The sequence below is a fragment of the Streptomyces sp. NPDC093260 genome, from assembly GCF_040683715.1.
Classification (GTDB): domain Bacteria; phylum Actinomycetota; class Actinomycetes; order Streptomycetales; family Streptomycetaceae; genus Streptomyces; species Streptomyces sennicomposti.
The window spans coordinates 234104-246388 of sequence record NZ_JBFBEK010000012.1 but is presented as its reverse complement, the minus strand read 5'-3'; the positions used below and the strand labels follow the sequence as shown (position 1 = coordinate 246388).

Here is a 12285-nt window from a genome sequence, read left to right as displayed (position 1 = left end):
AGCTTCTTGCGCCCCTGCGGAGTCCGGTCCCCTCGGATCTCGAAGTCCATCGCACCCCTTGAACTGGGGTGTTGCAACGACCACTAGAACCCAAGTGGACGCTCCGGCCCCTTCGCGCTGCGACGTCATGTTCCGGTCCCTGGGTGTCCCCGCCTTTGGGGCCGCTGCTTCCGGGGGGCCCTGTCCACCGGGGTCTGCGACCCCCGCGGTCTGCGGCTCATCGGGCGATCGCCGGCCGCCGGGGGCGGGAAACGCCCCTGCGGCGGAGGCGTCCGTGATCGGAACGGGTAGGCGGTTGTCTGGCCGTACGCGTCCGCGCACGAGCCGTCGTACGCCGCAAGGCCCTGTGAGGACAAGTGAGGAGACGCCATGACGCCGGTCCCGCCGCCGTTCGATCCGGAACTCGCCGCGGTGCTGGAGGGGGCGGAGGACCTGCTGCGGCCCGGCTTCACCTCCGCCGACATCGAGGCCGCCCGGCACAGCGAGGCCGCCGCCCTGCCCGAGCTGCTGGATCTGACCGTGGACGGCGCCTTCGAGGTGACCGAGCACACGGCTCCCGGGCCGCCGGGCACGCCCGATGTGCCGCTCATCCTCTGCCGGCCCACCGCGCCGCCGGACGCCGGGACGCCCCGTCCCGTCCTCTACCACGTGCACGGCGGCGGCATGGTCCTCGGCAGCAGCAAGGTCGGGATGAACACCACCCTGGACTGGGCCCGCGCACTGGACGCGGCCGTGGTGTCGGTCGAGTACCGGCTCGCGCCCGAGCATCCGCACCCCGCGCCGGTCGAGGACGTGTGCACGGGGCTGCTCTGGACGGCCGAGCACGCCGGGGAGTTCGGCGCGGACCCGGGGCGGATCGTGCTCGTCGGCGCGAGCGCGGGCGGCGGTCTCGCCGCGGCCCTGGCGCTGCTGCTGCGGGACCGCCGAGGACCCCGGCCGCTCGGGCAGTTGCTGATGTCCCCGATGCTCGACGACCGCAACGACACCCCGTCCGCCCGGCAGTTGGCGGGAGTCGACGTCTGGGACCGGACGGCCAACGAGACCGGGTGGACCGCGCTCCTCGGCGACCGGCGCGGCGGCCCCGACGTGCCGCCCTACGCCGCTCCCGCCCGCGCCGGGGACCTCTCCGGCCTGCCTCCGGCCTACCTCGACGTCGGCTCGGCCGAGACCTTCCGCGACGAGGTCGTCGCCTACGCCTCCCGGATCTGGCAGGCCGGCGGCGTGGCCGAACTCCACGTCTGGCCCGGCGGGTTCCACGGTTTCGACGCCCTCGTCCCGCAGGCGGCGCTGTCCCGGTGCGCGGCCGCCGCCCGTCTGTCCTGGCTGCGCAGGCTGCTGGCCGACTGAACCCCGGGGTTCGCGGGGTGCGTGGAGTGCGCGGAGTTCACGGGAGCCGGGCTTCCGGGCCGGACTCCCGACGAGGCCGTGCGCGACTGCGGACGGCAGCCTGCCCGGCCCGTACGCTGGGGCCATGGACGATGCGTCGATGGTCGGGCTCGTGGGACGGGTCACCGGGACGATCGGGCCGGGGCTCGTCGGCGAGGTGATCGTCCGGGTGCGCGGCGGCGCGGAGCACTTCCTCGCCTACCCGGCGGACGGCCGGACCCGTTTCGATCGGGGCACGGTGGTGCTGGTGGTGGAACACCTGCCGCCGCGCACGGTGTACGTCGAGGCGGTGTACGGCAGTTGAGCGCGCCCCGGCGCAGGTGAGGGCCGCGACCGTCAAGATTGCGACAAGGACGCGCCGGTGTCTTCACCGTGGGCCGGGCGAGGAGCACACTCCCCACGTTCGGTGCCGAACGGGCACCAACCCAAAGGGGGCGCATGCCGATGGTCGTCGGCGTCGTGGCGGGGGTGGCGCTCGTCGCCGTGCTCGTCCTGATCGGGCTGTTCAAGATGATGTGGCGGGTCGCCGAGCCCAACGAGGCACTGATCATCTCGGGTTCCAAGCACCGTACCGAGGGCCTCGAGGAGGGCATGGGGTTCCGGATCGTGACCGGGCGGGGCACGCTGGTGCTCCCCGGGGTGCAGGCGGTGCGCAAACTCTCGCTCGACCTCAACGAGACCGAACTGCACGTGGACTGCGTGACCCACCAGGGCATTCCGCTGAAGGTGCGGGGCGTGGTCATCTTCAAGGTGGGCGACGACTTCGTGTCGATCGCCAACGCCGCCCGCCGCTTCCTCGACCAGCAGAAGCTGATGTCGGAGCGGGTGCACAACGTCTTCGCCGGTCATCTACGGTCCATCGTGGGCGGGTTGACGGTGGAGGACATGATCCGCGACCGGGAGAAGCTGACCGGTCAGACCAGGGCGGCCTGCGGTACGGAGATGGAGAAACTCGGCCTGATCGTCGACTCGTTGCAGATCCACGAGATCGAGGACCCGACCGGCTACATCCAGAACCTGGCGATGCCGCACGCGGCCGCCGTGCAGCGGGACGCGCGCATCGCGCAGGCGGAGGCCAACCGGCTGGCCACGGAGGCCGAACAGCAGTCGTTCGCGCGGATGGCCGAGGCCACCCGGGACAGCGAGATCCTGCAGGCCGGCTACCAGGCCGAGCGGGACAAGGCGGCGGCCAAGGCCAAACAGGCCGGTCCCCTCGCGGACGCGGCGGCCCGTCAGGAGGTCGTCGTCCAGGAGACCCGGGTCGCCGAGCTGGAGGCGCACCGGCGCGAGCAACAGCTCCAGGCGGATGTGCGCAAACCGGCGGACGCCTCGGCGTACGAGAAGCGGACGCTGGCCGAGGCCGAGCGTGACGCGCGGATCTCCGCCGCCCAGGCGAAGGCCAAGGAGACGGAACTCGCGGCGGCGGCCGAGGCGACCCGGGTCAAGACGGCGGCGGGCGCCGAGGCGGAGGCCACGAAGACCCGCGGCGTGGCCACCGCGGCGGCGACCCGGGCCACCGGTGAGGCCGAGGCGGCGGCCGCGCAGGCGAAGGGCCTCGCGGACGCGGAGGCGCTGCGGGCGAGGGGGCTGGCGGAGGCGGCGGCCATCAAGGCGCGGGCGGCGGCCCTCGCCGAGAACCAGGACGCGGTGGTCGCGCAGCAACTCGCCGAGAACTGGCCCGAGATCGTCCAGGCGGGCGCGTCCGCCTTCTCCAACGTGGACAACATGGTGCTGCTCAACGGCGCCGACGGCATGTCCGAGCTGTTCGCCAAGGCGCTCACCATGGGCGGCTCGGGTCTGGGCCTCGCCCGTCAGCTCCTGTCCTCCATGAACCAGAACGGGCAGGGGCACAACGGCCGGGACGCGCACGGGGGTCCGGTGGCGTCGGGCGGCCCGGTGGCGTCGCGCGGTTCGTTCGCGGCCCCGCCCGCCCCGGACGGGACGCCCACGGCGCCCGTCGCGCAGAAGGTGCCGGTGGAGGGGGGCGAGAGCTGACCGGCCCGGCCGCTCACTCCGCCGACAGGGTGATCCCCGGCCCGGCCAGGGCCGGCCGGTCCGCTCGCGTGGGGACCGGCCGGTCCGTCCGCGGGGACGCTGTCCGGTCCGCCACCTCCCCGTGGGCGAGGCGGACCGGTCATCACGAGGACGACTTGGAAGAACAGGAGAAGATGAGGGAGCGAGGCAGGAGAGCCGAGCGGAAGAGCCGAGAGAGGGGCACACCATGACGTCGTCCTCCGGACGCGAGCCCGGACCGGAGCCGGAACCGGAAGCGAATCCGGAGCCGGAAGCGGTTCGGGAGCCGAGGACGGGAGCGCAGTCGGCACCGCGAGCGGAGCACGTCCCGGACCCGGCGCACGGCCCGGGACCGGAACCCGAGCCGCGCGTCCTCTGCGACGTCCGTGCCCTCGCGGCCGACCCGCCGCTGCCCGCCGGTGTGCTGTGGAAACTCGCGGAGACGGGGCGCCAGCTCGACGCGAACCTCGTCCGGCTCGCCCCGGGCGGGCGGGTCGCCCCGCACGCCGAACCGGAGCTGGACGTCCTGGTGTTCGTGGTCGCCGGGGGTGGTGTCCTCGGCGTGGGCACGGCGGACGAGCCCCGGCGGCTGTCCGAGGGCGTGACGGTGTGGCTGCCGCACGGCTCCGCCCGGAGCATCACCGCCGGCCCGGACGGCCTCTCCTATCTCACCGTGCACCGCCGCCGCCCCGGCATGCGGATCCGCCCGCACGGCGGCGCTTCCTGACCGGTACGGCGCCGCGCGACCGGGCGTACACCCGGGGCCGCCCGGACGCACGGCAGTCGGGGGTCCGCGCTCCCGCCGTCCGGCCGTACGGGCGCACGTTCTAAGGTGCCCCCGTGACTGCCTTCACCGATGAGAACGTCCCCGGCCGCTACGGCCCCGGCGCGACCACCGAGGCCGACCCGCGCGAGGTCGGCCGGGTGCGCACCGAGTACGCGCCCGCGCACGACGGCGATCCCGATCCCGGCGAGATCGTCTGGACCTGGGTGCCCTTCGAGGAGAACGACGGGCGGGGCAAGGACCGTCCCGTGCTGGTGGTGGCGCGGGAGGCGGCGGGCACGCTCCTCGCCGTCCAGCTCTCCAGCAAGGCGCACGACGGCGACCGGGAGTGGGTGCCGATCGGGAGCGGTCCCTGGGACCGGTCGGGGCGCGACTCCTGGGTGGCCGTGGACCGCGTGCTGCGGCTGCACGAGGAGGGCATGCGGCGCGAGGCGTGCGCGCTGGACCGGATGCGGTTCAACTCCGTGGTGCACCGGCTGCGCGAGCGGTACGGCTGGCACTGACCGGCCGCAGGCGGACCTGGCCGCGGTGAACCCGGCCGGGGCGGACGCGGCTGTGGCGGACCGGACGCCTCCAGCGGCTTCGGTCCGCTGTCAGGCGAACGCGCGGACGAACGCCTCCCGCACCACGTTCCCCGGCGTGCGGTCCAGCACCCCGAACACCACCTGTTCGAAGGCGTCCGCGAACCGCCCGCCGGGGGCGAGCTGGGCCCGGAAGGCCTCCGCCACCCGCGCCGGGTCGTTGCGGAACACCCCGCAGCCCCATGCCCCGAGCACCAGGCGCCGGTAGCCGTGCGCGGCGGCCGTCTCCAGCACCCGTTCGGCGCGGACCGCGAGGGCGCGCGGCAGTGCGGCGGCACGCTCCGGCGCGTCACGCAGGACCACTCCGGCGTTGGGCGCCGCGGCGGTCAGGAAGCCGGCCGTGAACGGCTCGTCCAGCAGCTGTCCGTGGTCGTCTCGGAAGACCGGCACGGCGGGCGAGTGAATCACCCGGTCGGAGTAGAACGGATCGCGGTGGGCGCGGTGGTGGTCGTAGAACTCGCGGGCCCCGAGCAGACAGGTGTAGAGGGCGGAGGCCCGGCACAGGGCCTCTTCCTGGGCCTGCGCGCCGTTGAGGTAGCCGCCGCCGGGGTTGCGGGCGGAGGCGAAGTTGAGGACGGCCACCGGGCCGGTGAGCCGGCGGGCGGCGGCCAGGCTGCTCTCCCCGGTGACCTCTATGGATGTCGTCACCGGGGTCCACGGCGGCGCCGCCACCGGGCCCGGCCCGTGCATGCGGGTGCCGTCCCGCGCGGCCTCGACGGCCGCGGCGAGCGGCACCTCCCGCCCGTCGGCGGTGCGGTAGGCCCCCGCCATGACGATCTGCTCCGTCTGCTGCGCGATGCCGCGCAGGCGGGCGCTCATGGCGCCACCCCCGTGTGCGCCATGAGCGCGGCTCGCGCCGTCTCCCCCGTCGTGCTCATGCGCCCATGGTGATCTCTCCCGGCACCGGGCCGCAACGGAGTTTCGCCGCCCCCGACGGCCGCCCACGCGCCCCGGCGCCCTGTCCGCCCCGTGCCCGAAACTCACCGCGAGTGTCCGGCTACGCCCCGGGTACCCGGGCGTGAGCTGCTTCGGGAGCACCCGTGAAGTGAAGTGACGGAAAAGTTCGCGGAGACGGCGATTTCGGTGCAGGATTATCCCGTTCTGCACCCTTGTGCGAATCGGCTGAAGGGTTTTGGGTGGGACGGTGCGCGACACCGGCCGACCACGAACCCGGAGCCGGTGGCATGGTGGAATCTCAGGAGGATCCCGACATGTCCGATTCGGCAAGTGGCTGTACGGAGCCCCGTACCGCCCTGACGGAAGCCGAGGTCGAGGCTCTGGTCAGCGGCATCTGCTTCAAGACCGGCCCGCCCCGCACCCTCGGCGTCGAAGTGGAATGGCTCGTCCACGAGCTGCGCGAACCGCGGCTCCCCGTCACACCCGAACGTCTCGAAGCGGCCTACGCCGCGCTGCGGACCGTACCGCTGGAGTCCGCGCTCACCGTCGAGCCCGGCGGCCAGCTGGAGCTCAGCTCGCCACCCGCCGCGTCCCTGATGGAGTGCGTCGGCACGGTCTCCGCCGACCTCGCCGCCGTCCGCGCCGTACTGGCCGGGAAGGGACTGCGGCTCGTCGGCCTCGGTCACGACCTCTGGCACCCGCCCCGCAGGTTCCTGCGCGAGCGGCGCTACGACGCGCTGGAGGCCTCGCTGGACCGGAACGGTCCGGCCGGCCGGCACATGATGTGCACCTCGGCCTCCGTGCAGGTGTGCGTGGACGCCGGTCACGAGGAACCCGGGCCGCTCGGCCACGTGCGCCGCTGGTGGCTGGCCCACCAGCTGGGTCCGGTGCTGGTGGCCGCGTTCGCCAACTCGCCCCTGCTGGTGCGCCGGCCAACCGGCTGGCGGTCCACCCGGCAGCTGCTGTGGACGGAGATCGGCCCGGGCCGGGCCGGCGGCCCCCCGCTGGACGGGGACCCGCGCGCCGCCTGGGCCCGGCATGTGCTGGACGCCCCGGTGATGTGCGTCCGTCGTGACGACGGCCCGTGGGAGGTGCCCGACGGGCTCACCTTCCGCCAGTGGGTGCGCTCGGGTGTGCCGAGGCCGCCGACGAAGGAGGATCTCGACTACCACCTGACCACCCTGTTCCCGCCGGTGCGGCCGCGCGGCCACCTGGAGCTGCGCATGATCGACGCGCAGCCCGGCGACGACGGCTGGATCGTGCCTCTCGCGGTGACGGCGGCGCTGTTCGACGACCCGGCGGCGGCGGAGAGCGCGTACCGGGCGGTGAAACCGCTCGCGGAGCGGACCCGGGCCCGGCCGGCGCCGCACAATCCGCTGTGGACGGCGGCCGCCCGCTCCGCGCTCGGCGATCCGGAGCTGCACGAGGCGGCGATCGCCTGCTTCCTGACCGCCCTGGAGGCGCTGCCCCGGCTCGGCGCGAGCGACGAGGTCGTCCGGGCCGTCCGCGATCACCTGCACCGCTACGTGCTCAAGGGGCGCTGCCCCGCCGACGATCTGCTCGACCGGCTGCCCGGCCCGGACCCCGCCCGGACCCGCCGCCCCGGCCCCGCCGGGACCGGCCCCTGCGCCCACGGGAAGGACATCCGCACATGACCGACCCCGCACTCGGCACCGCGACCGGTCCCGGCTCCGGCCCGGCGGGCGGCACCGGCCCCGAGACCGATCCGGAGACACTGCGTGAGCGTGCGCTGACCACGCTCACCACCGCCCGGGACCGCACCACGCTCCTCACCAGCTGTGTCGAGGAGCCCGATCTCACCGCACAGCACTCCCCGTTGATGTCGCCGCTGGTCTGGGACCTGGCGCACATCGGCAACCAGGAGGAGCTGTGGCTGCTGCGCACGGTCGCCGGCCGGGAGGCGATGCGCCCGGAGATCGACGACCTCTACGACGCCTTCGAGCACCCGCGTTCCGAGCGGCCGTCGCTGCCGCTGCTGGCTCCCGAGGAGGCCCGCACATACGCGGCGGAGGTGCGCGGCCGGGTCCTGGACGTGCTGGAGTCCACCGCGTTCCACGGCACCCGGCTGACCGAGGCGGGCTTCGCCTTCGGGATGATCGCGCAGCACGAACAGCAGCACGACGAGACGATGCTGATCACCCATCAGCTGCGCACCGGACCGCAGGCCCTGACCGCGCCGGACCCGGAGCCGGCACCCCTGTTCACCGGACCGCCCGAAGTCCTGGTCCCCGGCGGCCCGTTCACCATGGGCACCAGCGGCGAGCCGTGGGCGCTGGACAACGAACGGCCCGCGCACGTGCGGGAGGTCGCGCCGTTCTGGATCGACACCACCCCGGTGACGAACGGCGCGTACCAGGCGTTCATCGAGGACGGCGGCTACGGCGACGCGCGCTGGTGGGCGCCGGACGGCTGGGCGCACATACGGCGGCACGGGATCGAGGCGCCGCTGTTCTGGCGGCGGGACGGCGGGCAGTGGCTGCGCCGCCGGTTCGGCGTCACCGAGGTGGTGCCTCCTCACGAGCCGGTGCTGCACGTGTCCTGGTACGAGGCCGACGCGTACGCCCGCTGGGCCGGGCGGCGGCTGCCCACCGAGGCCGAGTGGGAGAAGGCGGCCCGCCACGACCCGGCGGACGGCCGCTCCCGGCGCTATCCGTGGGGCGACGCCGATCCGTCCCCGCACCACGCCAACCTCGGCCAGCGGCATCTTCGCCCGGCGTCGGCCGGGAGCTATCCGGCCGGCGAGTCGCCGCTCGGGGTCAGGCAGTTGATCGGCGACGTGTGGGAGTGGACGGCGAGCGACTTCCTGCCCTACCCCGGCTTCGTCGCGTTCCCGTACAAGGAGTACTCGGAGGTGTTCTTCGGGTCCGAGCACAAGGTGCTGCGCGGCGGTTCGTTCGCCGTGGACCCGGTGGCCTGCCGGGGCACGTTCCGCAACTGGGACTACCCGATCCGGCGGCAGGTCTTCTCCGGCTTCCGCACCGCCCGTTCTCAGGCGGCGGCCTGATGTGCCGTCACCTTGCCGTCCTGGGGCCCGAGGAGCCGCTGGGCCGGCTCCTCGTGGACCCGCCCCACGGCCTGTACCGGCAGTCGTGGGCACCCCGGCGGCAGCGCTACGGAACGGTCAACGCCGACGGCTTCGGGGTCGGCTGGTACGCCGAGGGCGACCCGGTCCCGGCCCGCTACCGGCGGGCCGGGCCGATCTGGGCCGATCTGTCCTTCGCCGACCTGGCCCGGGTGGTGCGCACCGGCGCGCTGCTCGCCGCGGTGCGGGACGCGACCCTGTCGGGCGCGGACGCGGAGGCCGCGGCGGCGCCGTTCGCCGCCGACCGGTGGCTGTTCAGCCACAACGGCGCCGTGACCGGCTGGCCGGGCTCGCTGGCCGCGCTGTCGCGGACCCTGCCGCCCGAGGACCTGCTGGCGCTGGAGGCCCGCAACGACTCCGCGCTCGTGTGGGCACTGGCACTGGCCCGGCTGCGCGGCGGCGACGGGCCCGGGCAGGCGCTGGCCGACACGGTGGCGGAGGTGGCCGCGGCGGCCCCCGGCTCCCGGCTCAACCTGCTGCTCACCGACGGCGAGACCATCACCGCGACCGCCTGGGGCGACACCCTGTGGTACCTCGCCGAGCCAGGCCACCGCACGGTCGTGGCCTCCGAGCCCTACGACGACGATCCGCACTGGCGGGAGGTCCCCGACCGCACGCTGCTCGCGGCGAGCCGCACGGACGTCCTGCTGACCCCGCTGAAGGACCTCACCGAGGACCTGGCATCCGCACCCTCCGAGGAGGCCCGCCGTTGAGCCCCTTCCGACTGACCCGCATCCTGCCCGAGGACGCCACGGCCGCCGCGCTGCGCGCCGACGTCCGGCACGGCCTGACTGCCGACCCCAAGTCCCTCCCGCCGAAGTGGTTCTACGACGCCTACGGCAGTGAGCTCTTCGAGCGGATCACCGAGTTGCCCGAGTACTATCCGACCCGCGCGGAGCGGGAGATCCTCGCCGACCGGTCCGGCGAGATCGCCGCGGCGCTGCCCGCCCGTACGTTGGTCGAGTTGGGCTCGGGTTCCTCGGAGAAGACCCGGTACCTGATCGACGCGCTCACGGACCTGCACACGTATGTCCCCGTCGACGTCAGCGACAGCGCGCTGCGGCAGGCCGGGCAGGCGCTGACCGCCGAGCTGCCCGCGCTGGACGTGCACGCGCTGATCGCCGACTTCACCTCCGGGCTGACGCTGCCCGGCGCCCCCGGCCCGCGGCTGCTGGCGTTCCTCGGCGGCACCATCGGCAATCTGCTGCCGGCCGAGCGCGCCGGGTTCCTCGCCGGGGTGCGCGCGCTGCTCTCCCCCGGCGACGCGCTGCTGCTCGGCACGGATCTGGTCAAGGACGAGGACGTGCTGGTCCGGGCGTACGACGACGCGGCCGGGGTGACGGCCCGGTTCAACAAGAACGTCCTGTCCGTCGTCAACCGCGAACTCGGCGCCGACTTCGACCCGGACGCCTTCGAGCACGTTGCGCTCTGGGACCCGCGGGCGGAGTGGATCGAGATGCGGTTGCGCTCGCGCGCCGCGCAGACCGTGAAGGTGCCCGCGCTGGACCTCACGGTCGACTTCGCGGCGGGCGAGGAACTGCGCACCGAGGTGTCGGCGAAGTTCCGCAAGGAGCGGGTGGCGGCGGAACTGGCCGCCGCCGGCCTGGACCTCGCCCACTGGTGGACGGACCGGGAGGGCCGCTTCGCTCTGTCGCTGAGCGTGGCGCGGTAGGGCTCCCCGTCACCCGGACGACGGCCGGGCGGCGCGCTCACCGGGGGCTTCGGGCGGCTCGGCCGCCCGAAGCCCCCGGCTGTTCCGTCAGCCCAGGCCGGGGGCCAGTTCCTCGGTGATGCGCTGGGAGGCGCCGCGCGCCGCCTTCTTCGCGTCACCGCCGGACAGGACCCTGGTCATGTACGGCTTGATCGGGTTGTCCGCCTCGACCGCCGCCCACAGCGGGGTGCTGGGGGTCGCCCGGCCGTGTGCGGCGCCCGCCGCCATGGCCGCCACCCCCTCCTCGTCGGCGACGGCGGAGGCGAGGGTCGTCTTGTTGGGGACGTAGTTCATGGTGCGGGCCAGTTCGGTGTCCCACTTGGCGCCGGTGAGGGCCGCCACCACGGCGACCGCCGCGTCCCGGTCGTCGGTGTTCCTCGGCACGATGAGGTCGGAGCCGCCGGTGAACACGGAACCCGGCCGCCCGGCGGTCTTGCCCGGTACCGGGAAGAAGCCCAACTGGTCCTTGAGCGCGGGGTTCTTCTGGACGATCGCCTGGGCCAGCCCCGGCGGAGCCACGATCTGCGCCACCTTCCCGCCGGCGAACACGCCCGCCTGCGGCGGGTGTTCCTCGTCGGCGCCGACCGGCCCGTCGCCGAGCGCCTGGAGGCGCCGGTAGAAGTCCATGCCGCGCAGCGCGGCCGGGGCGTCCAGCGTGCCCGTCCAGACGCCGTCGCTCTGCTTGGCCAGTTCGCCGCCCTCGTCCCAGATGAAGCCCGAGAGCGTGTACCAGTCCTGTCCGGCCAGGTAGATGCCCTGGGTGCCGCCGGAGTTCAGCTTCTCGGTGGCGGCGAGCCACTCGTCGCGGGTGCGCGGCGGGGTGGTGATGCCCGCCTTCTCGAACAGGTCCTTGCGGTAGATCACGACGCGGTTCGCCGCGTACCACGGGATGCCGTACTGCGCGGAGTTGTCCTGGCCGGGCTCGGCCAGGCCGGGCAGCCAGTCCTGCATGTGCCAGTCCCGCATCGACTCCAGCGTCAGATTGGTGAGCCGGCCGTCCTGGACGTACTGGGCGACCTGGGTGTTGCCGACCTCGATGACATCGGGGCCGTCCGCCGCCTTGCCGCTGAGCGCGGCCTGCACCTTGGGGCCGATCCCCGTCCATTCCTGGACGCGGATGTCGAGACGCAGATCGTCGTGGCTGCGCTCGAAGTCCTCGGTGAAGCGGTCCAGGAAGTCCTGCGAGGCGCTGTTCTTCATCAGCCAGACGGTGACGGTGTGCCGTCCGCCGCCGTTGCCCGGCAGCACACCGCACGCGCTGACCAGGGAGGCGGAGGCACAGACGAGGGCGAGGAGGCGACGTCTCACGAGGGGTCCTTGCTTTTCTGTCAGCGGACAGGGAGAAGATCCCGACGTGGGGGGCCGAGCACGCGCTCGTACGGGCGTGCTGGGATTTTGGTATGGACCAATGCATAGGTCAAGTCACGCCGTGGTCACGGACCGCACACCTCGCGCCGCGGCCGGGGATACGGCACGGTGGAGTGACATCTGACATATGTGTCACCGACGGACGGATGCGACGTCCCCGTCACCCGGCGACGTCAGCGGCGTCACCGCCGAGAGGAGCACCCGCATGAGCGACCACACCTACCGGGTCACCGAGATCGTCGGCACCTCGCACGAGGGGGTCGACGAGGCCATCCGCAACGCCGTCTCACGCGCCTCGCAGACCCTGCGCAACCTGGACTGGTTCGAAGTGACCCAGGTCAGGGGCCAGATCGAGAACGGTCAGATCGAGCACTACCAGGTGGGCCTGAAGGTCGGCTTCCGCCTGGAGGAAGCGGGCTGAGCGGTCCGGCCCCGATGCGGG

At 73.8% G+C, this 12285-nt stretch carries 12 protein-coding genes; 10 read left to right on the top strand and 2 right to left on the bottom strand.

Features of this window, described 5'->3' with window-relative positions; translation table 11 throughout:
- The first annotated feature begins 369 nt into the window (after positions 1 to 369).
- The 5 genes from AB0N63_RS18045 (at position 370) to AB0N63_RS18025 (ending at position 4686) form a co-directional block, all read left to right on the top strand.
- Positions 370 to 1347: an alpha/beta hydrolase gene (locus AB0N63_RS18045; RefSeq protein ID WP_365529961.1), complete on the top strand. Its 978-nt coding sequence runs from the start codon at positions 370 to 372 to the stop codon at positions 1345 to 1347.
- Positions 1348 to 1471: 124 nt separating this feature from the next.
- The gene (locus AB0N63_RS18040; protein WP_365529960.1) at positions 1472 to 1690 is read left to right on the top strand and encodes a hypothetical protein; all 219 of its coding nucleotides are present in this window, start codon (positions 1472 to 1474) and stop codon (positions 1688 to 1690) included.
- Between the two features lie 134 nt (positions 1691 to 1824).
- Positions 1825 to 3381, top strand: a complete 1557-nt coding sequence (locus AB0N63_RS18035; RefSeq protein ID WP_365529959.1) for an SPFH domain-containing protein — start codon at positions 1825 to 1827, stop codon at positions 3379 to 3381.
- A 226-nt stretch (positions 3382 to 3607) separates the two neighbouring features.
- Positions 3608 to 4126, top strand: a complete 519-nt coding sequence (locus tag AB0N63_RS18030; protein WP_365529958.1) for a procyclic form-specific polypeptide B-alpha — start codon at positions 3608 to 3610, stop codon at positions 4124 to 4126.
- Between the two features lie 113 nt (positions 4127 to 4239).
- Positions 4240 to 4686: a type II toxin-antitoxin system PemK/MazF family toxin gene (locus AB0N63_RS18025; RefSeq protein WP_365529957.1), complete on the top strand. Its 447-nt coding sequence runs from the start codon at positions 4240 to 4242 to the stop codon at positions 4684 to 4686.
- A 90-nt stretch (positions 4687 to 4776) separates the two neighbouring features.
- Here the strand turns inward: AB0N63_RS18025 and AB0N63_RS18020 are convergent, their stop codons facing one another.
- Positions 4777 to 5583, bottom strand: a complete 807-nt coding sequence (locus AB0N63_RS18020; RefSeq protein ID WP_365529956.1) for a TIGR02452 family protein — start codon at positions 5581 to 5583, stop codon at positions 4777 to 4779.
- A 392-nt stretch (positions 5584 to 5975) separates the two neighbouring features.
- Here AB0N63_RS18020 and egtA point away from each other — a divergent pair, with 392 nt between their 5' ends.
- Genes egtA through egtD form a run of 4 tightly spaced genes read left to right on the top strand, consistent with a single transcriptional unit; the run spans position 5976 to position 10436 of the window.
- Positions 5976 to 7316: an ergothioneine biosynthesis glutamate--cysteine ligase EgtA gene (egtA, locus tag AB0N63_RS18015; RefSeq protein WP_365529955.1), complete on the top strand. Its 1341-nt coding sequence runs from the start codon at positions 5976 to 5978 to the stop codon at positions 7314 to 7316.
- Positions 7313 to 8686 (top strand): ergothioneine biosynthesis protein EgtB, encoded by a 1374-nt coding sequence (egtB, locus tag AB0N63_RS18010; protein WP_365529954.1) that lies wholly within the window; start codon positions 7313 to 7315, stop codon positions 8684 to 8686. Before egtA ends, egtB begins: the two co-directional genes overlap by 4 nt.
- Positions 8686 to 9477: an ergothioneine biosynthesis protein EgtC gene (gene egtC / locus AB0N63_RS18005; RefSeq protein ID WP_365529953.1), complete on the top strand. Its 792-nt coding sequence runs from the start codon at positions 8686 to 8688 to the stop codon at positions 9475 to 9477. The genes egtB and egtC overlap by 1 nt, the downstream gene beginning before the upstream one ends.
- A complete protein-coding gene (gene egtD, locus AB0N63_RS18000) occupies positions 9474 to 10436 on the top strand; it encodes an L-histidine N(alpha)-methyltransferase (RefSeq protein ID WP_365529952.1) in 963 nt (320 codons plus the stop codon). Before egtC ends, egtD begins: the two co-directional genes overlap by 4 nt.
- A gap of 87 nt (positions 10437 to 10523) precedes the next feature.
- Here the strand turns inward: egtD and AB0N63_RS17995 are convergent, their stop codons facing one another.
- Positions 10524 to 11783, bottom strand: a complete 1260-nt coding sequence (locus AB0N63_RS17995) for an extracellular solute-binding protein (protein WP_365529951.1) — start codon at positions 11781 to 11783, stop codon at positions 10524 to 10526.
- Positions 11784 to 12048: 265 nt separating this feature from the next.
- On the opposite strand from AB0N63_RS17995, the gene AB0N63_RS17990 reads away from it, so the two are divergent.
- Positions 12049 to 12264 carry a dodecin gene (locus AB0N63_RS17990; RefSeq protein WP_027758690.1) on the top strand — a complete coding sequence of 72 codons (216 nt, stop codon included), beginning with the start codon at positions 12049 to 12051 and terminating at the stop codon, positions 12262 to 12264.
- Positions 12265 to 12285 lie beyond the last annotated feature (21 nt).